We start from the raw sequence: 23,709 nt of genomic DNA, 5'->3' as shown, positions 1-23,709 counted from the left end.
AAAAAGTAACAACAATTGGGTTAATAGAAAAGTGTTTTTGTCCAACTATGTCTTTCAACAGCTCTAATTGAACCGTTTCTATCAGATTAGTTCAATAACGTAGCCGCTTGTTTTTCTTCTAAGTTATATACTTCATCTCACTCTATTCCACAAGGCGCCGCATGGAATTTTGAATTATATTTTGAGCGCTTATTAATATCAAATAGATTATCTTAATTTTAGTATATACATGAATGTTTTATACAAAATATCAGTTATTCCACCTTTTTATTATAAATATTCATCGTAACGCATTTGCTGTCTTATATGTAATTATTCATAGTTCTACGGGATACTTGCGAATCTTAGGGAGATTAGGATTTACGACGTTATTACCATAACTAACATTATTTTATAGTAATTAAATGATAGATTAACATTATTCCCTTACAGAAAATGTGCTTTTATTTAAAGGGAGATTTTTAGCAAAAAAAATCAAAAAAATATATGAAGTCAATGGTATTGTAGTAGTAAGTATAATAGATGTGGAGGATAGAGATTATGAATGATAATTTTTTGACCGAATGGATGCTTGGAGGTAAGACACCTAGTAATTACTTTTTATATAATACGTTTGATATCAACGGAATAAATAAATTTGTACATTATTTGCATTCGATACAAAAGATAGAAGGATATGGTGTAGTATTTTGCTTTCTAAATAAAAATTTATATTTAGGGAAAAGAATTAAATTGTCAGGAATGATTAGAACTAAATCTATTCAGGAGTACGCAGACTTATGGATAAGGGGTGAAAAGCCTAATGATTTATGGGAAATGAAATCATTAGAATGTGAGCCAATTAAAGAAAAAGAAAGTTGGAAAGAATATTCGATAATTGTAGATATCCCTATTGATGTAAAACGTCTATCTGTAGGATTAACCCTGAAAGGTGAGGGACATATATGGTTCCACAGTATGAAAGTTGAGATAATAAAGTAAAAGTAGGAGGAAAGAAGTATAGTATTGTAGCATTATTTAGATGAATGAGGTGAGAATACATGAAATAGAGGTATAGTGAATATTTTTCATTTTAATATTGTTTCTTAATAATATTAAAATGGAGGGCTGCTAGTATATAAATTGTTATCGTTACAATAATAAAAAGATATAAAAAAGAGTTTTTAAATATGAAGATGCTATTTGCAATTTTTACAGCATGCGTAAGCCTTGTTTTATCAACACTCAGTGTATCCGTGCATGTATAGAAACATCAGGAGAAGTTAATTTTGACCCTATTTTAATAGAGTATCAATAGAAAGGTTTCGTAGATACATACAGATTCTCACCAACTTCTTGGAAAAATGTTGATGGCGAAAGTTTCAGAATGTATTGGGATGAAAATACGCATGGTTCGCAACTTGATCATAGTTATAAACGTCATGGTTGTAGTGTATCTAATGAAAAATTGTTGAAAGATTTAAATCAAGTATATTATTTATGAATAATAAGTTTGTATAAATATATTGTTAAACATCCGTTTGCTTATAATTAAAATAAGTGAGCAGATGTTTTTATTTATGGGTGGTTGTTAACTACATTGTAATCGCTTTCTATAGCATATATGCACATCAAAAATAACTAAAAGGTATAAAAGTAGTTATGGGAGATCCTGTTTGTCTTCAAAATTTTAAAATATACTATATAAATGTGTTTCTTCTTTTGGATAAGGTAAAATCAATATAAGATAAGAGAATTTATACGAAGAGAGAATTATTGGAATTAGTGTTGATTCAAATAATGATCTTTTCAAAATTAACGTATGAATAATATTAGAAAAGGTTAATTGATGAGCTTAAGTTATAAAAATGGACCGATAAAGTTTAATAATAGAAGGGTGTGATTATTTATTCTAAAAAACAACAAGTTCGCACGAAATACCAATTTTACGAACAATAAAGTAGTTAAATAAAAATCTAATAACGGTATCTAGGGATTTCAAGCTTAGTTGCATAGATTTTCGTATGTTTGCATGTGCCTATATAATTAATATTTTATATAGAAATTATTAAATTTTGAGTTACTCATTAATAAATTTTATATAAAATTACATTTTACTTTATAAGATTTTTTCACACGTTGATTTAATCAACTCCCTATAATCATGATTAAATAAACTGATTTATATTTTTATAAAGACTTTTAAACTATATTCATGTATTGGTCTTTTGTATGAATTTATATATCAAATTTGTTTTATTTTACATACATTTATATGTAGTTTTTGCTCTAATTTTTATGGTCAAATACAAATTTCTCACTTGATTATCTATAATTTTTATTTGAGTAATTACATTATTCCATTCACTATTGAGCATGATTTAGTATTCCGTAATTTAATTATGTAAATAAGTTTGTGTAAAAATTGAATTTAATGCGAACTTGTGTTCGTACCTATTTTCTGTTATAGTATATATGAGGTGATTTTTATGGATTACAGCAAACAACGTCAAAAATCCGTACATCGTAAGAAATTATACGAGAATTTAAATGAAATGCCCTTTTACATAGAAGAATTTGTGGAGTACAAAGAATTGCATGATGCCTCCCCCTCCACCCTACTGAATTATGTATATGATTTTAGAGTCTTCTTTAATTGGCTATTATCTGAACAAATTATTGAATTTAAGCCCATTAAAGACATATCCTTCTCTGATTTGGAGAATTTAAAGAAAAAAGATGTTGAGAACTTTATGAGGTTTTTAAAACTACAACAAAACATGCAGAATTCCTCTGTTAACAGAAAAATTTCGGCCTTAAAGTCTTTATTTAAGTACCTCACCTCCCTATCAGAGAATGAAGATGGAGAATGCTATTTTTATAGAAATGTAATGGCTAAAATTGAAATACATAAAGATAAAGAAACATTAAATGCTCGTGCAAAACGTATGAGATCTAAAATTTTCCATAATGATGATGATCAAGAATTTCTGAATTATGTTAAGTACGAACATGAAAAAGCTTTAACAAAACATCAGTTATTCTATTTCCTAAGAGATAAGGAGCGTGATGTAGCTATCCTTTCCCTCTTTCTTGGTAGTGGTATTCGTGTAAGTGAATTGGCCGATCTCCGCATGGAAGATATAAACTTAAAAGAAAGACTAATTGATGTAATCCGAAAAGGAAACAAAGAAGATTCCGTTTGGATTACCCCAATTGCATTAAATGATCTTGAAAAATATATGGAGATTAGAGATAACAAATATGCTCCAGGGAAAGAATTACAAAATGTATTCTTATCTAAGTATAAACATACTGCACAGCCTCTTTCTGTTAGGGCTATCCAAGATATAGTAGAAAAATATACTAAAGCCTTTGGCAAAAAAATGTCTCCTCATAAATTAAGACATACATTGGCAAATAAGTTATATATGGAAGAAAAAGACTCGTTACAAGTGATGCAACAACTTGGACATACCAGCCAGGATACGGCCTTATTATATACACAGCTTGGAGAAACAACTATCAAAGATAGCTTAGGAAGAATAGGAAAGAATAAATAATAAAAGTTCAGCAATTTTGTATTGCTGAACTTTTATTATTTATTCTTAGTGGATTTAAAATCTATATTAAATCCACTTCATTTTGAACTTTATTATGTAATAAATACATAGTTTAAATTATACTTTAATTAGAATTTAAACTCTCTTTTGATAGTTAACTATAAGGGTCTCTCTCCAGGTTTGCACTTCAAATAATATAAGACTGTTATTTTTAATTGGCATTATATTTATCATACGTTTCTTCCAAACCAAAGTGTGTTAGAGGCTCACTGTCTGTTTTGAAATAAATTTATGATCCTACAAATCTTATACTGTATACCATACATAAAAACAAAAAAACTATTCTCAGACAGTTTTTTTATTATTAGCTTTTTTGTAACAACTCATCTTATTAAATCTTGACCTAATATTCCTGTTACTTTAATTTATAAAAACAACTAACATCAAAATTCTATTAAAGTTATACTAATTATAGAGGTGAGTTTATGAAAAATGAGCCAAATAATAAAAAAACTGTCCCATTATGCAAAAAAAATAAATCCCAAAAAATTACCAACGAGCAGTGGCATGCTATTATATATAATGATTCTTCTTATGACAATAAGTTTTATTATGGAGTAAAAACGACAGGTATTTTTTGTCGTCCCTCATGCAAATCTAAAATTCCTAAAATAGATAATGTGAAGATTTTTAAAAATGCACAAGAAGCATTATCTCAAAATTTTCGCCCTTGTAAACGTTGTAAACCAAATGCATTAAATTTACCTAATGAGGAATGGATAAAATATGTTACAGATTACATTGATAAGAACTTTGATGAACCTTTGACATTAGAAAAGTTGGCCTCTATATCTCATGGAAGCCCCTTCCATTTACAACGTACCTTTAAAAGAATTAAAGGATTAACTCCTATGGAATATATTCAACAAATCAGAACTTCAAAGGCTAAGTATTATCTTGAGCAAACCAATTATTCAATAATAGAAATTGGACTTACTGTAGGTATACAAAATACAGCATATTTTTCTACATTATTCAAAAAGAAAACTGGATACACACCTAATGAATATAGAAAATTACACCAAAAGTGAAAATCAATAATTTTGACTTTAAATAGAGTTCACTAAAAAATCCAATAAGAGCATTCGTTTTATTTCAAAAAGAATTCCTTCAATTTTGATTTGCAACTACAGAATCTTTACTCCCTTTTCAAAAATCGACTTTCACTCGTAATTCCATAATTACAAAGCTTTGTCGATAAATATTTTGTAGAATTTTCTAAAAAATGAACAAATTTTGGATATAAATGATAAAATTTTTAAAAAAAGGTATTTTCCTCGTATTGTCTCTGGTATCTTAGCAAGTTTCATTAACAGATATATTAGTATGCAGATGGTGATAACTAAATATATTGAAGATGGAGGTCGTTGATTATGATTAATAACAATGCACTTTTAACTCTTGATGTTAACTTACAATTAGATATTCAGAAAGAGACTATCATTAAGAACGGTTTACAATTATCTCTCTCAAGGATTCAATTTAAGTTGTTATTTTATTTGGTATGTAATAAGAAAGTTCCTATATCCAGTGAAGAATTAATACAATATGCTTGGGGCACAAATGATTATATTACTAAAGACGAATTGTATGTATATATATGTAGGCTCAGGAAAAGGATCGAAGATGATTTTAAAAATCCTAAATTACTTTTATCTATTCGCAGAGTTGGCTACATGTACTATCCGCCCCAGTTTGTAGAATTGAATAGCAAAATTTAAAAAGAATTTTTTATATTAATCATGTTACCCTTTTATAAAAGGAGTGATTTTATGGGAAATAAATCAATTACACTGTATCAAGCAATTGCTCTGTATATCGCTGCAATTTTGGGTTCTGGGGTATTATTTTTATCAGCAAGTACTGCTAATATAGCTGGACCTGCATCAATCATTTCGTGGATATTTATAATTATTTTAAGCTTCCCTCTTGCATATACCTTTGCTTGCTTATCACGATCTTATCCTGATGCAGGTGGTGCAGCTACTTTTGTAAGAATGGCTTATGGAAATCATATGGGTAATTTAATAGGTTGGTTTTATTTCTTCTGTGCTGCAGTAGGACAAATCATAGTCTCTCTAACTGGTGCTTTTTATGTAGGAATCGCTTTTAACCTATCCAACGGTATGATTACTTGTTTAGCATTATTTATCTTATTAATGGGTTCAATTTCTAACTATTTTGGTGTACAAACAAGTGGTAAATTATCTTTGATTTTGAGCTCATTATTAATTGTTTTATTGCTAGTAACAATATACTCTTCTTTCGATAAGTTTGAGTATTCTAACTTTAAACCATTTGCACCTAATGGGATAATTTCAATTGGCACAGCTATGACAATGTGTTTATGGTCTTTCTTTGGCTGGGAAGCAATATGTAACCTTGCAGATAAGTTTGTAAAGCCAGAAAAAGATATTATTAAAGGGACGATTATTAGTGCAGGGATTATAGGCATATTGTTTATTTTATTAAGCCTAATCACTATTGGCACTAAGACATATGGTAACCTTGAAAGCAACCTCTCTCCCTTAGCACTATTAATGCAAGATTCAATAGGAATCGGTGCGAAATATTTAACTGCTATATTAGCTTTTATTATTTGCTTAGGTACCGTCAACGCATTTATTGCTAGCATAACACAACTAGGTTTTGCTTTAAGCCGTGATAAAGCATTTCCAACTTATTTTTCTGAAATAAATCAACGTACTCAAACCCCCACTCGTGTAGTAGTATTTATTTTCGTCTTTGCATCTATAGGTGTGATAACAATAAGTACATTAAAAATATCTTATGTGGATCTGTTATTTATCCCAAATTCATTAGGCTTAATGGTATATATTTTTTCATCAGCAGCTGGTATTAAACTTTTCAAAAAAGGTACACTACAAAAAAAAGCTGCTTTAATATCTTTAATTTTATGTCTTTCATTAATCCCTTTCTTTGGTATATACTTCTTTGTACCACTAATAGTAGTAATTCTTTATTTTATGTATATAAATTACATGCGAAAATTGGCTAGTATAAATCAAAATTATTAGTTCTATTACACCATTAACTTTTTATACACTTTACACAATAAAGAACTCTTTTACTTCTTATAAGAAGTAAAAGAGTTCTTTATTTGGATAAAATAAGTTTATCTATAGAAATATAGTTTGTCTTTATTTCTATTTACTACGGAAGCGGTTTGAAGCTTATCAATAGTTTGTTGTTGTTTCACATTTTTTTCTTCAAGCATGCATTTCTGCTCATATAAAGGTAATAAATAAGTTTGAATAATTTTTTCTGCTGCAACTAATGAAGAATCGGATACATCTATAACACTTTTTATTTCTTTAACTATCTGCTTATTAATCATTTAACACCTCACTACATCCATATTGAACCTTTTACAAAAGTATTCATACATATATATTCTTCGTACCTTCAGCGGTATAAGTGTACTGAATAAATTCGCGATGCAGTAATTGTAGAGTCTTAAATAGAAAGCTTGTTGAAATTTTTATTGATATTACATTTTCTTTTGGAATCACTTGTAATATAGGTATTAGATGTGATGACAATGTCTTCTTAATTGCCTCCACTATATGATAATGATTACCATCAAAAATACCTAATATATTTACATTTACTGTTTTTCTACTTTTATTATTGTATTGAATAGCAAAAACGTTGTTTTTACTCATATTATCTTGTGTAGAAGTTGAAATTTTTGTACCTATCTGCTTAGTTAAAGTCATCCGGATATTGATAGGTATCCCTTTCCTCTCTGCCCATTTTATTGATTCTGCATTTATAATTTTAGCCCCAAACTTAGCCATTAGATAAGCATTTTTATATGAAATCTGTGGTATAACCATAGCTTCATTTATAATAGCTGGATCTGTAGTCATAATTCCTTCTACATCAGTAAAAATGTCTATTTCATGTGCATCTAATGTATATCCTAAAGCTGTTGCGGTTGTATCACTTCCACCACGGGACAGTATTGTTACTTCCTTTTCTGGTGTGTGCCCCTGAAACCCTGCAATTACTGGAATGTAACCTTTTTTTATATTTTCTAAAAGACAAGATGTATGGATTTTTGTTATAGAGCTATTAATGTATTTTTTAGAGGATGTTTGAATTCCTGCTCGTGTGCCTGTTAAAGCTATAGATTTTATACCTGCACTATTCAACATACTACTAATTACGACACTTGAAATTATTTCTCCGCAAGATAACAATAAAGCTTGATCATGTTCATTTATATTTACGCTATTGCTTCTTAAAAATTCTAACAATGTATCAGTTGAATAAGGATCTCCTATTCTTCCTATTGCGGAGACAATGATGACTGGGTTAAAGCCTTGTTCAATGGTTTCCTTAATTAGAGAAACTATATATTCCCTTTTTCTAAAGGTATTTATAGAGGTTCCTCCAAATTTCATGATTCGTATGTTCATTATCCCACCCACTTAAAAGTAATATTAATTTGTTTATTGCATTACTTTTTTTGTTTCACAGAACCAATTTTTTACGACGTTTATATTAGTGTTATCAAATTTTATTTTTTCGATATTTTCCCAATTAAGATTTTGATTGGAAGATACATCTACTCCTAGCGCTTCCTTAAGGGTCATCGAAAAACTTGGAAGTATAGGTTGGGCAAAATAAATTAATGCTTGAATCATATACCCTAAAGAGGCTAATCTTTGTAAATAAATTTTCATATTTATATCTTTTACAGGAATTACTTGGGTGTCTAAATAATCCTTACATATTTGTAAATATTCGTGTAATACTTGGCTAGCCTGCCGCAGACTAAAGTGATTAATATCATAAAAAGATTCTAGAGATTTTTTTGCCCAACTCACAGTTGCTTTTGCTTTGAGGTCAATGAAATCATTAAATAGGCTTAAATCCATGGAAGTTTCCTTTATAATTTCAATAAAGGTACTAATTGTATTAAACCAAGTATCTTCCAATTCATTTTTTCTAATTTGATTGAAATCTTTTAATGAGAAGTTTGTTTGGGTGTGTTCCGGATTTGTACGACAAACATAATAGCGTAAAGAGTCTGCCGGTACTTCTTTTAATAAATCACTGCCCCATATTGCATGCTCTCTACTTGTAGAGAATTTTGCGTGCTCTAATAAATAAAACTCATTGGTAATGATGTGCTCAGGTAATAAATAACCTTCGTCTATTGCAAAACATGTTGCTACATGCAAAACTGCATTAAAGAAACTGTTGTCATAACCAAGAAATTGTACAAGTGTTGCATTATTTTCACACAAGTTCTCCACTGAAAAATTACTATCATTTAATTGTAACCATTTATTTGTAGTTGCTATATGTCCTGGATACATTTCAAACCAAACATTAATACACTGGTTTGTATATCCCTTAATTGGTACTGGTATACCCCATTTAGTGGGATATGTTACAGGATAATCAGGAATAGGTTTTGAAACAATCCAATTGCATAATTCCTTGAGATGAGGCCTCCAACTAACTCTTGAATTATAATATTCCACCAGCTGATCTCGGTAATTTTCTAATGGAAAAAACATCCCTTTGTAACTGCTAATTGTTGGTGTTTCCCCACACAGACCACAAACCGGATTAATAAGCTCAATTGGATCATTAATTCTACCACAGGCTTCACAGAGGTTTCCTGAAGCTTTTTCGTTACAAAATGGACATTCACCCTTTATAAAAGATTCAAATAAATACTGATCGCAATTATTACAAAAGTGTATTTCTTTTTGCTTTTCGACAAAAACTCCTTTATTGTATAATTTCTTAAAAATACTTTGGACAAATTTAATATGCTCTTGATTGTTTAAAGAATTGGAAAAAATGTTGAGATTTATAAATGCGGCACCTAAAGTATCTTGCACTTTTTTTGTATAATATTCTACTAATTTCTCGGGAGTCCATCCTTTTCTTTTAGCTGTTGTTGCTATATAAGTTTGATGATCATCTCCACTCGTTGAGTAAATTACATTATTTCCTTTCATTTTTTGAAATCTACTAAACACATCTGCTGCTAAATATGGTCCAGATAAATGTCCAATGTGTAAATCCCCATTAGTCGTAGGGGGAGTTGCGGTTACAATAAAAGTTTTCATTTATAATCCCTCACTTTTTATTTGTTAAAAAACTAAAAAGCAATATAAATTATTGAAAAAAATTAAAATAAACATCTTATTCTATTAATTATCGTGCCTCTAGTAATGCCCCCCACCAAATACATAAAAATTCTAAAGACGTGTCACCTATATTTTTTATTGTATGAGTTGAAAATGGCTCAAAATATATAATATCTCCTTTTCCGACTATCTTTTCTTGTCCATCAACATTAATTATTCCTTTTCCGCTAAGAACAATAAAGGTTTCCTCTTCATCATGATGATGTGGGTTAGTTTGCTCCCCTGGTTCTACTATTGCCCAAGCTGAACCGAAAGGTTGTTGTTTTGTAACATGCCATGGAAATAATCTGCGAAATTGTGAATTATATTCGTTTGTAAAACTATCCTTAGACACAGGTTGGTAGTCAATTAATCCCTCATTCTGCACACGCTTTAGTGCTCTGCCCAAATATAAATCAACAAAGTCTTCCTTATAATTTTTCAACAATCCATTTTTAACTATTTCTAGATATTCTTTAGATGGCATTGCAAGGGGGGCATGATTTTCAAGTTGTAGTGTATAGACTGGCATAGAACCATTATCTATTTTTGCTATATTTTCTTTTAAAATATACCCATGTCCATTTTTTATAAGATCATCTATTTGTTCCGTTTCTATTTGATACGCTATACCATAGACTCCTCCACCTTGTTGTGGGATAATTGTAGATGTTCCCCCTCTAAAATCCTCATGGTAACCTGTAAAAGTATAGATGTAATTTTCTAAAACAGCTTTTTTGTAATTTTTATATCCACCAATATCTTTAACCATTTGTTCAGGATTCGTACTAATACCATAGGCAAAAAACCAAGGCATTTTAAAAACTCCCTTCTTTTAAGGTAACAGAAATAAATTCAGATGATTTTATTTGATAAACATCCCATGGGAAATTTTTCAGATCCCCTCTATCATCTAATTGAATATTACCTAATAAAGTAGATTTCGTTCTCAATAAAGAACTCATTCTATTAATACATTCTTTTATTCCCTTTCTTTGTAAAATTGGTAATGTACTCAATAATAAACTTGTTGCTACATAACTAGTTATGGAATAAGCTCCTACTTGAGTACCACTTATATTCTTATAATTCTTAGAAAAAGTGTCGTAATAACTATGATTATTATTTCTTCCTGTTGAAACTACATATAAATTTTCATTATTATTTTTTAATTCTTTGGCAAATTCATCTATAAAACAGTCATCTCCCAAAATTATTATCCCTCTATAGTCTACCTCTTTTAGTTTCCTTAGAAATTCTAGAGCACTCTGATAGATACCAGCAAAAAATATGATATTAGATCTTTTTATATTTAAATCATTAAAATTGATTTGTACATCCCATTTTTGCTTTAGTATTGTGCACCCCTTTTTCTTGGATAAATACTTCTCAACTTGATTCGATAAAGAGCGCCCATGAATAATGTCTTCCCATATTATTGAAACATACTTATTTGTACAATTAAAATTTAAAATAAAATCCACAACTTTTTCGGCTAAATAATTATCTTTTCCACAAATCCGTAGAACATTATTGTATTCTTTCTCTGTTAGGGAAAGTTCTGTAGAAGCTGGCGCTAAATATAAAATATCATTTACATTATATATAGGTGCTGCTCTTAGAGCTTCTGTACTACTTAGATGCCCAATTACAGCTTGTACCCCCTTATTGACTAAGCGCTCAGCTGCTGAGATATCATTAATCCCTGAAATACTATCATCTTCCCAGAATAATTCTATCTTGTGTGATGGATTATCTTTTATCCAGTCATGTATAGCTAAGAGACTACCAAAACATAATTCATAAGTATGGAAACCTTTATTTCCACTTAATCCGAGTCGGAAAGACGGTAGGCTTTTATCCTGTTCTGGCAAAATTAACAATTTATGAAAATTAGGTTCATTATTATCAATTACCATTTATTCATAGACTCTCCTTGCTTCCATGTATTTAGATTGATCTCGACGTATTAAATCAGGATTATAACCATTTGTAACAGATACATAATAAGCCATTAATTGAAGGGGAATTATTCCAACCAAAGCACTAGTCAAATCTTCACAATATGGTAATTTTATTACTCTAGTTTTATCTGTTTCTATAAAATCTTGTGAAGCGAAAATTACTATTTTACTATTAACCTTTTCTGCTGCTCTTATTAAATCATTAATTCTATTAATAACACGTAAAGGTGGTGATATAATAGTGAGTACGGTATTTGAATTACACATAGGTAAATACCCATGTAGTACTTGTTCTATATCTATGCCAATTGCAGGTGAATAGCTAGTTTCTACAAATTTTAATGCGGCCTCTCTTGCTAAAGATTCGCCTACTCCAGTTCCTGCAAAAATCCAATTGTTAGCAGGCTGTAGTTCCCTCGATAAGATTGAAACTTTTTTATCAATTGACAAAATTGTTTCCTCAACCAACTGAGAGATTTTTTCGAATTCCTGTTTGATGTTAGATGATATATTTTTTACTCCATAGTATTTAGATAACTCATAAAACAAACTTAATATCGCCCCTATACTTACTGTATAACTAATTGTATGAGCTAACGACTTTTCAAAAGGATATCCATTACTTATTACATGATCCGCCTTTTGTGCAGCACTGCTTTCTGGGAATCCTGTAATTAAAATAGTTTTTGCTTTTACGGCCCGAACATTTTCTAATGCTTTTAAAACCATTGTTGTTTCACCAGAATGTGATACCGCTATGACCACATCTTCTGAACTTATATTCCATGGATGATGAATTAATTCAAACGCAGGAACAGAACGAATCAGATTTACATCTTTAAAAATCATTCTGGAAATATATTCACTTGTCAAGGCTACGTGATACGAAGTTCCACAACCTGTAATAAATACTCTCCTACAATATTTTATTTGATTCACTATTTCTATGATTTGCTCATTATCAATAAAACAGTTATTAAGATTGTTCAAATAACGTACCTGTTCACAAATTTCTTCGTACATATAATAAGGATGCGCTTGTCGAATATTTTGCATTACATACCTCCTCATACTAAAGAACATAATTACATATAATCATACCTATATTTTCCTTTTATTAGTTTACTCTCAAAAAAACGTTCCAATTGATAAGGTTGTATTTCTGGTTGTTTTTCTTTTGTTAGTATTTCCTTTGCAACAGCCTCACCAACTGCAGGAGCAATTTTAAAACCACCTCCACTAAAACCTACAGCTAAGTATACATTCTCAATCTGGGGACACTTCCCAATAATAGGGTGCTTATCAGGTGTATAACCATCAAAACTTACTCGCCCTCCTATAGGAAAGAAATTTTCTAAAAAAGGTAGACGTTTCTTTATTTTATTTTGTGTATAAGCTATATTTTTTAAAGTTGGAACACTATTTTTATTATTTGGATCTACATCCCATTGATTATGAAACATTCCAATTAATATTTCTTTCTCTGAAATCGGACGAAAATAAGTACCAATAGTATCGTCAATATGAGTTAATAATTTTGTTGAAACTTTGGAATCTACTCTTGATAAAAAACAGATGCCAATTTGTTTTGAACGTAAAGGTAGGTTTATGTTGTGTTTCTCTAATATTTCAGTTGCCCACACATTGTTGGCAATTATTATATTATCTGCATACAAGCTTCCAATGTTAGTTTCTACACCAATCGCTTTTTCTTTTTGGATAATCAATTTGTTTATACGGACTCCTTCTCTCAATAACACTCCATTTTCCAATGCTTTGCTTATAAAACAATGAGTAGTTTTTATTGGATCTGCGTAACCACTATGTGGTTCAAATGCTACTAATCCTATTCCTTCAATAGAGGATTCAGGTTGTATTTCTTTATATTCTTCTGGAGACAACAGTTTAATAGGTACGCCTATTTCACTTATCATACTTACATTGTGTGTAATTTCGTTTTTAAATTCCGGGCTAACAATCATTGCAAAACCAGTTTTATTAAAACCGCAATCTCCACCTATATTTTCATTCCATTTAGAATAAATTTGTAAACTTTTCCAAGCTAGTTTACTTTGAAACGAGTTTGTATGATGCATTCTCAGAAGGCCGCCAGATTTACTGGTAGCCCCTATTCCTGGTGGTCGTGATTGTTCACATAGAGTTATTTTCCCTACATGATTTTGAGATAAATAATATGCAATACTTGCTCCAATTATGCCCCCACCTACTATCAAGATATCACTATGACTATTCATTTTTCTCTTCCTTATATTGTAATAATGCAGAAGAAAATATTGATACGGCATCTTGTACGTGTAACTTATTTATGATTAATGGAGGAATCCAACGAATAACATGATCCTGTGTTCCGCATGTCAAGAGTATTAATCCCCTCTCAACACATAACTCACGAATCCTTTTAGCTGTTTTTGAATCTGGAAGACCTTCATGATCTAGAAACTCACATGCTATCATAAGACCAAGTCCTCGTACATCCGAAATGAACGGATAAATTTCCTGAAGACCTTTTAAATAATTAAGTATAATCTCCCCTGTTTTTTTTGAATTTTCCACTAGGTCCTCTTCTTTTAAGACATTGATAGTTTCTATTGCAGCTGCAGCTGCTAATATATTTCCACCATAAGTCCCACCATGAGAACCAGTTATCCATCTACTCATTAATTCTTTTGATGCAGCAATTCCACTAAGAGGTAAACCTGATGCCAAACCTTTTGCAATTACTAAAATATCTGGTGTAACTTCAAAGTGCTCCATTGCAAATAATTTACCTGTTCGTCCAAATCCAGTTTGAATTTCATCAAAAATTAATAGAATTCCATATTTGTCACAAATTTCTCGTAAACCTTGAATAAAAGACTTTGGCGGAATAACATATCCACCTTCTCCTAATATTGGTTCTATAATCATTGCAGCAGTTTCCTCTGGAGAAGTTTGAGTTAATAAAATATGTTCTAATTCCTTTAAACATCGTTTTGTTAATTCATCTGAGTCAAAATTATTTCCAATTTCATAAGGAAATGGACTAACAATAACCCCAGGCATTAATGGTTGATAAAATTTCCTATAAATGCTTTTTGCTGTAGTAACAGCCATTGCTCCTACAGTCCGCCCATGATATCCGCCTTGGAAACAAATAATATTAGTTTTTTTTGTCGCATGACGAGCTAACTTTATTGCACTTTCTACCGCTTCACTACCACTATTACTAAAGAAAAAGCAGTTTAACTCACTAGGAAGTAAATCGCAAAGTTTATGAGATAATTTTGTGATGGGTGTATTATAAAAAATAGTAGCTTGTGCATGTAGCATTTTTTCAGCTTGATGTTTTATAGCATTTACAATTCTCGGATGACAATGTCCAGTATTGGTAACTCCTATACCTGAAGTAAAGTCTAAAAATTCTTTTCCATTTATATCATATATATATGGACCTTTTGCATAATCAACATGTATTTGAGTAAAGTGTGGCCATACTGGAGATAGATGTTCAAAATTATTTAGTAAAGAGACTTCCATCAATTATTCTACCTCCTGTAATATTCGAGTATTTTTTAATTGTGATTGTATACTTTCTTGGATTTTTCCAGCTTTTACAGCCATCATACTAAAGGAAGCTGCATCACTTATTCCATGCGTTCTTTCAGTTAAACCATTTACATAAATTTTAGGTGTGAATTTCTCGGAAGTCTTAACTTCATAATTTTGACTAATAATTAAATCCTCATCTTCATCCAATTCAATATAGTTACTTAATGATTGTAATCCATTTGGGAATTTTTCTTCATAAAATCCAGTACATAAGATTATATAATCCACATCAAGTTGTAACTTTTCTTGTGTGTACATATCAGTTACATTCAGTTTAAATGATTTATCTTTTTCAGCTATAGTAGTTAACTCCGAATTATTAATAACTTGAATTCTATTTATTCCCTGAATACCTTCTTCGTAGATTTTCCAATATAAAGAACGACTTACATCAGCATCAACCGCAGAATAGTTTGTATGTTTTATTTTTTCAAACAAATATTGTTTCTTTTGTTTTGGTACAGAATAGAAATAATCAGCAAAATAAGGGAAATATACTTCATTACTAAAGTGACCTAAATCATAAAGTCGAAATCCCATACCACGATGAATAGAAGTTATTTTTGATTGTGGGAATCGTTGCGCAAGATCTAATACAATTTCAATAGCATTTTGTCCTGACCCAATTACAGCGAATGTAGGTTGTTTTTCTTGAACTGTTTTAATATGACTTTTATAACCACTTGAGTGAAATACTCTCTGGCCAACAAATTCTTTACAAATTTCGGGAATGTTTTTTCTTCTACCTGTACTTAAGACTATATTTCGTGCTTTAAATTTTTTTATAGCCCCAGTATTTAAATCTTGTGTGGAAACTTGAACCATTTCTACCGCTTTAGTTTCTGATGATACAATTGGCTCAACATTTAAAAATTTATGTCTATAAAGAGTATTTTCTGATACTTGATCTGCAACCCACTTTACGTAATCCGACCATTCAATTCTTCCAGGATTACTTGAAAATTGGCCAAACGTAAATAATCTATCTTTTTCCTTTAAATACATCGGAAAAGTATACCTACTTCTTGGATTACGAGGTGTAGCCAAGTCTCTGAGGTAATGATGTTGAATATCTGTTCCCGGTAGTAACATTTCCGGCATCCAAGTGGAATCCTTGGCTTGCTCTACAAATAAACATTTTAAATTTAAATAATCAGAAGGATTTCCCTCTTCAAAATCCTTCATGGCAACAGATAGCGCAATACCTGCCGGCCCAAATCCTATTCCAATAACATCGTAAATTTCTTCATTTAGAAAATCCATTTAAATATACCTCCTATTAATTTAATAAAGAATATTACATTTTGATATTTTTGTATTCCCTCCTCTCATCCTTATACTATCAAATAGCTAGCGAAATAAACCTTTCACTTCATTAAGGTTTATTTCGTATACAAATCTAATAAAATTTCATTAAAAACTTGTAGAAATTCAAGTTTATTAATTTAATTTAAGATTTAATGCTTTTTTACATTCCACAAATGGTTTTTTTTGGTATATTATAGGTGTATAGTGTGGATAATTAATTAGGAGGGTGAATGATATGTTTTATAATCGAGTGATTACCATGGCTTTACCTTCTCTGAATGCTATTTCATATTTAGAGGTGTACCAATTAGACCAAAGATATTTAGATAAGGTTTTAACTTTATCACAGGAATTTCAAAAATCTTTAAATATTGAGGATTTTAGCTTCGATTTTCAAAAAGCTATCGAGATTACAGATTTTTACGACAATACTTTTGTAACAAATAGTATAAATCATACTATAAAAAAAGAAGGGGTTAGTGTTGGCAAAATGATTGACACTATCTATTTCGCTGTTAACAACCTCCTAGAATTATCAGAACATAATAATATTTTTCGTTCTAGGGTGTTAAATACTATAACTAACGCTTTTTTAAACCTTTCACATCAAGAAAATGAATCTTACTTTTTCTATTATCAAAAAGATAATAATCAAACTAGTTATCGTTACCATATTTTTTTAGCAATTCAAGAAAATAACGAAAATCTTTTCTTGAAAATAGTTCCAATTTCAATTGATGTAACAATAAATTCCAATATTGAGGAAATAAAAATTTTAAACACCCATGACATTAGAGATTTTACTGTTAATATAAAAGCAATAAACTTAGTGTTTTATGATATAGACAATCCAAATTTATTAAAAGATTTTAATAGAAGTTAACGTAATTGAACTAGAGAAAACGGCTGATGGTTGGAAAATTAGTAAATCAAAAAAAACGGTCTAGAATTCTAGACCGTTTTTTAGTTCCCTCAATCTTCTTCGAAATCACGTAGACTAGCAAGCAATTCTGTAAATGTTGAGCAAACAGGGTATATTGCTTCCTCTATGTTTTCCTCCTCATGCTCCCAAAATACTACTGTTGGTGATTCAGGATTGCTACGGTAATCAAAACACAGATGATTCCCAAATGAATCCTTACCAAAGGGATATACTTTATTTGCTAATCTATCTTTTATATCATCATAAACTTGAATGATTGAATTTCTACTTTCTAAATCAAAAGTTAATAGCTTACTAAATACATTCTCATCCTGTCCGGGTACATCAAATATTTTTGGTCTTGGATAACCACTATCATATTTTTTTACACATTCTACAAAATCCATAGGGAATTTAATATTGAAATATTGTTCTACTTTCTGAATATTTTCATCTGTAATTTTTTTTATTTACTCCAATCCAAGTAACGTTGTCATATATACTCCTCCTTACTTATCGCTTTCTTTTCCCCAAATTTTATATCCACCAGTGTGATCTGTTTTCCTATGTGTTTCATAATCCACAAGTTGCATTCGTCCTGCTTCTTGATGATGATGCCATGTATAATTTTCTGGTACCTCGCCCAGCTTAAATAACTCTATTTCTTCTTCTGTGAATTTTGCAGCTAGCTTAGGGTCTTTCATTATTTGTTCGTATAATGCTTTACTACATATTCTATCATGTGTTGGTCTAGATTTTTTAAAATCAGCTTCTTTTAATTTAACTTCAGAAACGGGTTTAAAAATAGGGAAACCATCTAAATCATACGGAATGCCTGTAACTGGATGTTTATTTCCTGCTAACTCACATCAGTGCCCAAAAATTAGATGCCTCAATTCAAGATATTTTAAATCAATACAACCTCTTTAGCCTTCCAAAACTATGGGGGAGTGGAAAAACAGCCGCCGCTGATGGAACAAAATACGATTTATATGAAGAAAACTTACTGTCAGAATACCATATCAGATATGGGGGCTATGGAGGAATAGCTTATCATCATGTTTCGGATAATTATATTGCTTTATTTAGCCATTTTATCCCCTGTGGGGTTTGGGAAGCTGTTTATATTATTGATGGATTGCTAAAAAACAAGTCAGATATCCAACCCGATACGATTCATGCTGATACACAAGGTCAGTCTACCCCCGTCTTTGCACTTTCTTATCTATTAGGAATCAATTTAATGCCTAGAATTCGGAATTGGAAAGACTTAAAGTTTTTTAGACCAAGCAAACATATTCAATATAAACATATAGGTCCTTTATTTAGTGATGTAATCGATTGGAAGTTAATTGAGACTCATTGGCAAGATTTATTTCAAGTTGTTTTGTCTATAAAAGCTGGAAAGATACTACCCTCAACTCTTCTCAGAAAACTGAGAAGTAATAGTAAAAAGAATCGACTGTACCAAGCATTTCGAGAGCTAGGCAGAGTCATTCGAACGATATTTCTTCTTAGATATATCTCAGATATGAATTTAAGAGAGCAAATTACAGCTAGTACAAATAAAGTGGAAGCATATAATGGTTTTTCAAAGTGGTTATTCTTTGGTGGGGATGGAATTATTACTGAAAATGATCCAGTAGAACAAGAAAAACGTATTAAATATAATGATCTCGTTGCCAATGCAGTCATTTTTCAAAATGCCGTTGATATTACCATGATTTTATGGCAACTCAAGAGAGAAGGTTATCGATTCTCACGAGAAGATCTGGTTATGTTAAGCCCATATATGACGAAACATTTAAAACGTTTTGGCGATTATGTGATTGATTTACAAAACATTCCACAACCAATAGAAGAGAATATACCTGTATAAAAGATAAACGGGTCAAAAAATGGAAATAAAAACCAGTATATGACCCGTTTTTACACGTATCTCGGCTGAACCCCGAGTAGAAGGAGCATATTTCGACATACCTTTCAAAAACATGCTCCTTCTAATTGATTAGTGTATTCTTTAATTTAAAAGTTTATATCTTCATACGTTTCAATAATATGACCATTTGTTGATTCTATTTCATTAAGTGGATCATGATTTCTTAACCCACCGAAATCAAGACCTGTTAAGTTTTCAATTTTCGAAACGGCTACTTGATATGTTTTATATTCGCCATATGCAAATTCCAGATTATCTATTAAATTTTTTTGAGATTGTAAATAAGCTGTAGCAGATAAATTACCATCTTGCTTAACTATTACAACTACCTTCCAAAATTCTGCTGGTATTTGTACTCCTCGATAAATCAAATCATCACTTCGGAATACTGGTCCGGTAAACACTGTTACTTTAAGGTTAAAGTTTTTAGCATTTTTCAAGATATAATCCTCTAGACCCAACCATGTCTCTTGATTTAATTTTTTATGTTGTGGTGAGGCATTTGTAAAATAGAAAGTATCTTTGTTTGCTTCTTCTGCAGAATTTCCCCACACAGGATCCCTTCTACGAACAAGATGTCCTCTATCAAGATCATTATCTATATATAGTTCATCACCGCACTGATATTTTTTATCAATACGAGGGTCAAAATTCCAGTCATCTTCACGGCCCACATTTTTCAAATTATTCCCATCAATATTAACTACAGTATAGTAAGCTAAACGACGTTTTTTACTCATAACAATCGAAAAATGTGTATAGTTTAATATTCTTTCTCCATTCTTGAGAAGCGCTATATCTAATTCAAGATCGGGACGTAATTTAGGATGTGAAACTTCATAATTATCACCTAAAAATTTAGTATCATGACCTGTCGAGTCTTTGTGCCACTCTAAAGGTAACTCCTCAGAAATTAACTCTCCAGTTGTGTTTTCAACTAATTCCCACGATTTTGAAAAATCGTCAAGTAATTTCTTCTTATCATCACTTAGATTTTGAGACTGATTCATAACAAACTGTACAATACTACTAATTCGTATTCCTTCGTTTGCTATATATTTTGTACTATCTTTTGGATCAGGAACTCCTGAATGATGAAGTGCAATAACCATCCATTCATCATTAAATACAGCTGATCCAGATGAACCTGGCTGTGTATCCGTTTCATAATGAATAAAATCATCAAATATATCTTGAACTTTATTCTCTCTATTCGCTACCATCTTAGGTGCACCTGAAGGATGCTGAATTATTGATACGTGCTCACCAACTAATATCTTTCCTTTATGCGGTAAAAGCGGTAAAAAATTAAAATCACTTAATTTCGCTTCGTCAGCAGATGTTTCTTCTACTGCAACTAATGTAAAATCAAGTTTCTCATCTGTTATAAAAAAACGATTTGGCGCTAAACGAAAATTTTTAATTTCTCTTTCTTTTAAATCTAACCCCAACTCATAATTGAATTGTGCAAGACTAAAAAGCGCAGCATCTTCATCTGCTAAAACATGATTATTTGTAAGGAGTAAAGATGGAGACACAAGAAAACCTGTACCATGTCCGCGAACCCTTCCAATACGATCGCGAACCTCAATTCTACAAACAGACTTAGCAGCTTTAAGTCCTGCTTCAAAGTAAGAGATAGGAAATAAATCATTTCCTTCAATAATGCGCTCTAATGCTAAGCCATCTCGTGGATTAATAATTGCTTTTCGAAAAGAAGCCCGTTCTGGTTTGCTTACTTCCAATGGATTTTTATGCTGTAATTCACTCTTGAGATGTTCACGTTTGTTTGAGCGTTCAATAAAGCGATTCAGAGCATTTTGTTGTTGTAAAGACATTAATTTCTGATTGAAAATTAAATCATTTTCGAATTGCATATTAGACATGTAGTTAGTCCTCCCAAATATACATTTTTTAATACCATTTGTATGAATATGAGTATCTTTTCTAATACTGTTTAATTTTCTTATAATAATAGTAGTAGCTCACTTCAAAAGTATTTAGAAAGTAGAAAGGGTACATTTGTTGAATAAATTGCTTATCTTTTTCCGAAAATGTCACTCCTCCAATAGCTTCAAAATCTCCAATTGTGTGCTCATTGGGTATCGTATAGAGCATTATTGATGTTGGATCAAATTCTGTGAAACTCGTTATATTTTTATCGTATCGATTAAATATGTTGTTATCAACATCTTCTTTTGACCAGTTATTTGGTGGGCCCATATAATACGTATATACAGCTTTTTATCCCAAGGTATTTTCGCACTCGGATTTTGATGCTCGTGAATACACCCCAGGGCATTTCCAAATTCATGTAATACCACTCTTGAGTATTCAACTTCAGGAGTGTCTGGTTGAAGCCAACCATAGTTCATTGTTGGCTCCTTCTTATCCACTTCCTTACAGGAGGTTCCAATATATGACCAACTACCGTCATTCATGTCAAATGCTATACGTATTTCTGCGTCAGGATTATTTCCAAATTCCAATTTTATATTTGCAAATTCTTCCCATCTTTTTGCATGTTTTTTGACTTTTTCTTTCACTTCAGGAAGCCCCTCTAAAAAACACACATTTATTGTTTGGCCTGGTACCCACTTATACTGATCAATAAGACTTATTTCCTTAGAAAAATTAGGTGGTATTTTATCAATGCATACTTTAACTGTTTTAGGCATAAAATCTAATCCTTTTTATATCGAAATTAAATGATTATTAACCTGGTTTTCATACTTAAAATAGAGTTTATATAGTAATTTGAGATACATTCTCTTAGTAACTATATATTTCTCTAAAATTTGCTCAATTTATAAGGGATACATCTTCCCTATAAAAATTTTATCTATTTCTGATAAAGAAGTATTCCAACCAATTTCAAAATCACCGATAGTTAATTCATTTGGCACAGGATATTGCATAATTGATTTAGAATCGTGTGGTGTAAATGAAACTCCTTGTGGATTGAGTTTAGCTAATACATTCTGGTCAACCATTTCTTTAGACCAACCACTATTCTCTGCATAATATCGATATACAGCTGGTTTATCCCAAGGTATATTTGCTCCTGGACTAGCTTGTTCATGTGATATACCTATACAATGACCAAATTCATGCAAAACAACACGAGAAATTTGTGATTCTGAGCTTGCAGGTGTTAAACCGGTTAAGCTCATAGTAGGTTGATTTATAGGAATTCCTAGATTATCAGTACCTACATAAGACCAGAATCCCTTATGTCGAAATGTAATACGTATTTCTGCATTTGAATCATCACCAAATAAAAATTTAATATTGGCGTATCTGCTCCATTCATTAGCATATTTTTTAACTTTTTCTTGTATTACTGTGTTCCCATCAAGAAAACGTACACGTAGAGTTCGACCACTCTTCCATTTTTTTGCTGTTATTAAAGCCATTTCATTATTATCAATGGCTTCCTTTGACACTCCATAGGAGTCGAGCGCATTATCCGGATTTTCTTGAATTGCTAAACGAGATGCTTCAATTAATTGATTATCATTTATGTTCATTTGCACGCAATGATCTAGCGCTTCATTATTTGACAAATTCAATCCTCCCAATTATACGATTTAAATTACCTTTTATATTATGAATTAAATAACAGAATTTTATTCTGAAAAAAAATCTATCTATAAGTTATTATTAAATTCATATACACAATTTATATTAAGATACGAATATATATTAATTTGAATAAAGTTTTATTTATATATTAATAAAAATAATGATAAATAGTTCTTTTCTACACTTTGAAAAGTTCCACATCTAATTCAGTATGCGACAATAGCATTTCAGTATTAGTTAAAAAATTCTTTTTTATTGATTCATCTTACAGTTATTTAGTTAAGTTCTCTTACAATTTATAGAGATTTTAAATATCGTTCGGCTGGATTTTTTTAGTACTACCTTTTGTGAAAGATCAAATATATCCGGAATCAAGTATTGTGCTATACAGTGTTGGCTCAGTTCTATTTAGTTCAAAACTAAATATGTATTTACAAGCATAAAAGGTTCACTACAAAAAGGCACACCTAGAGGTATGCCTTTTTGTTTAAATTTTTGTACTAACATTTCTTTCTTGGTTATAACATTATGGGGACTAAGTTTAAAGAAAAGGAAATGAAAGGAGTAAACTACTTGTTCCGTAATTTATTTGTATTTAAAAATA

At 30.7% G+C, this 23,709-nt stretch carries 18 protein-coding genes and 3 pseudogenes; 7 read left to right on the top strand and 14 right to left on the bottom strand.

All coding sequences use genetic code 11. The features are described from left to right. The first annotated feature begins 540 nt into the window (after positions 1-540). From AXW78_RS28720 to AXW78_RS28700, 5 genes are all read left to right on the top strand, one after another. A complete protein-coding gene (locus tag AXW78_RS28720; RefSeq protein ID WP_000999354.1) occupies positions 541-981 on the top strand; it encodes a hypothetical protein in 441 nt (146 codons plus the stop codon). 1,487 nt (positions 982-2,468) lie between these two features. Beyond that, positions 2,469-3,542, top strand: coding sequence for a tyrosine recombinase XerS (gene xerS, locus AXW78_RS28715; protein ID WP_000386599.1), 1,074 nt, complete (start codon positions 2,469-2,471; stop codon positions 3,540-3,542). Positions 3,543-4,027: 485 nt separating this feature from the next. Beyond that, entirely contained in the window at positions 4,028-4,633 is a 606-nt protein-coding gene (locus tag AXW78_RS28710) for a bifunctional transcriptional activator/DNA repair enzyme AdaA (protein ID WP_000787313.1), read from the top strand. Positions 4,634-4,975: 342 nt separating this feature from the next. Continuing rightward, a complete protein-coding gene (locus AXW78_RS28705) occupies positions 4,976-5,323 on the top strand; it encodes a winged helix-turn-helix domain-containing protein (RefSeq protein WP_050426822.1) in 348 nt (115 codons plus the stop codon). 51 nt (positions 5,324-5,374) lie between these two features. Further along, positions 5,375-6,640, top strand: a complete 1,266-nt coding sequence (locus AXW78_RS28700) for an APC family permease (RefSeq protein WP_000527239.1) — start codon at positions 5,375-5,377, stop codon at positions 6,638-6,640. A gap of 98 nt (positions 6,641-6,738) precedes the next feature. On the opposite strand, the gene AXW78_RS28695 is transcribed toward AXW78_RS28700, so the two are convergent. The 9 genes from AXW78_RS28695 to AXW78_RS28655 form a co-directional block, all read right to left on the bottom strand. Continuing rightward, positions 6,739-6,960, bottom strand: a complete 222-nt coding sequence (locus AXW78_RS28695; protein WP_000608855.1) for a hypothetical protein — start codon at positions 6,958-6,960, stop codon at positions 6,739-6,741. A 43-nt stretch (positions 6,961-7,003) separates the two neighbouring features. Beyond that, positions 7,004-8,047: an amino acid kinase family protein gene (locus AXW78_RS28690; protein WP_001026146.1), complete on the bottom strand. Its 1,044-nt coding sequence runs from the start codon at positions 8,045-8,047 to the stop codon at positions 7,004-7,006. Positions 8,048-8,080: 33 nt separating this feature from the next. Continuing rightward, positions 8,081-9,718 (bottom strand): methionine--tRNA ligase, encoded by a 1,638-nt coding sequence (locus tag AXW78_RS28685; protein WP_000846733.1) that lies wholly within the window; start codon positions 9,716-9,718, stop codon positions 8,081-8,083. Between the two features lie 88 nt (positions 9,719-9,806). Further along, positions 9,807-10,595 (bottom strand): cupin domain-containing protein, encoded by a 789-nt coding sequence (locus AXW78_RS28680; protein WP_001145763.1) that lies wholly within the window; start codon positions 10,593-10,595, stop codon positions 9,807-9,809. A 1-nt stretch (position 10,596) separates the two neighbouring features. Continuing rightward, positions 10,597-11,697, bottom strand: a complete 1,101-nt coding sequence (locus AXW78_RS28675) for a branched-chain amino acid ABC transporter substrate-binding protein (protein ID WP_000234107.1) — start codon at positions 11,695-11,697, stop codon at positions 10,597-10,599. Further along, the gene (locus tag AXW78_RS28670) at positions 11,698-12,798 is read right to left on the bottom strand and encodes an SIS domain-containing protein (protein WP_033703451.1); all 1,101 of its coding nucleotides are present in this window, start codon (positions 12,796-12,798) and stop codon (positions 11,698-11,700) included. Positions 12,799-12,827: 29 nt separating this feature from the next. Beyond that, positions 12,828-13,997, bottom strand: a complete 1,170-nt coding sequence (locus AXW78_RS28665) for an NAD(P)/FAD-dependent oxidoreductase (RefSeq protein ID WP_001084263.1) — start codon at positions 13,995-13,997, stop codon at positions 12,828-12,830. Next, the gene (locus AXW78_RS28660; protein WP_061885017.1) at positions 13,990-15,279 is read right to left on the bottom strand and encodes an aspartate aminotransferase family protein; all 1,290 of its coding nucleotides are present in this window, start codon (positions 15,277-15,279) and stop codon (positions 13,990-13,992) included. Before AXW78_RS28660 ends, AXW78_RS28665 begins: the two co-directional genes overlap by 8 nt. A gap of 3 nt (positions 15,280-15,282) precedes the next feature. Beyond that, on the bottom strand, positions 15,283-16,614 hold the full coding sequence (locus tag AXW78_RS28655) for a SidA/IucD/PvdA family monooxygenase (protein ID WP_000346903.1): 1,332 nt from the start codon (positions 16,612-16,614) through the stop codon (positions 15,283-15,285). A gap of 280 nt (positions 16,615-16,894) precedes the next feature. On the opposite strand from AXW78_RS28655, the gene AXW78_RS28650 reads away from it, so the two are divergent. Then, positions 16,895-17,542 carry a hypothetical protein gene (locus tag AXW78_RS28650; RefSeq protein ID WP_000499738.1) on the top strand — a complete coding sequence of 216 codons (648 nt, stop codon included), beginning with the start codon at positions 16,895-16,897 and terminating at the stop codon, positions 17,540-17,542. A gap of 89 nt (positions 17,543-17,631) precedes the next feature. Here the strand turns inward: AXW78_RS28650 and AXW78_RS28645 are convergent. Together AXW78_RS28645 and AXW78_RS28640 are read right to left on the bottom strand one after the other, a co-directional pair. Beyond that, positions 17,632-18,082, bottom strand: a pseudogene (locus tag AXW78_RS28645) (SMI1/KNR4 family protein). A gap of 8 nt (positions 18,083-18,090) precedes the next feature. Beyond that, positions 18,091-18,447, bottom strand: a pseudogene (locus AXW78_RS28640) (HNH endonuclease); the annotation flags it as partial. Here AXW78_RS28640 and AXW78_RS28635 point away from each other — a divergent pair. Further along, a pseudogene (locus AXW78_RS28635) lies at positions 18,447-19,460 on the top strand (transposase); the annotation flags it as partial. The pseudogenes AXW78_RS28640 and AXW78_RS28635 sit on opposite strands and share 1 nt — an antisense overlap. 146 nt (positions 19,461-19,606) lie before the next feature. On the opposite strand, the gene AXW78_RS28630 reads toward AXW78_RS28635, so the two are convergent. From AXW78_RS28630 to AXW78_RS28620, 3 genes are all read right to left on the bottom strand, one after another. Further along, positions 19,607-21,406 (bottom strand): DNA/RNA non-specific endonuclease, encoded by a 1,800-nt coding sequence (locus AXW78_RS28630; protein WP_000069116.1) that lies wholly within the window; start codon positions 21,404-21,406, stop codon positions 19,607-19,609. A 264-nt stretch (positions 21,407-21,670) separates the two neighbouring features. Then, a complete protein-coding gene (locus AXW78_RS28625) occupies positions 21,671-22,198 on the bottom strand; it encodes a M12 family metallopeptidase (RefSeq protein WP_003304220.1) in 528 nt (175 codons plus the stop codon). Between the two features lie 129 nt (positions 22,199-22,327). Next, positions 22,328-23,086 (bottom strand): M12 family metallopeptidase, encoded by a 759-nt coding sequence (locus AXW78_RS28620; RefSeq protein WP_000069205.1) that lies wholly within the window; start codon positions 23,084-23,086, stop codon positions 22,328-22,330. Positions 23,087-23,709 lie beyond the last annotated feature (623 nt).

The organism is Bacillus thuringiensis (assembly GCF_001595725.1).
Taxonomy (GTDB): domain Bacteria; phylum Bacillota; class Bacilli; order Bacillales; family Bacillaceae_G; genus Bacillus_A; species Bacillus_A thuringiensis_K.
Note: the sequence above shows the minus strand (reverse complement) of the source record. Positions and strands in the feature narration are given on the sequence as shown.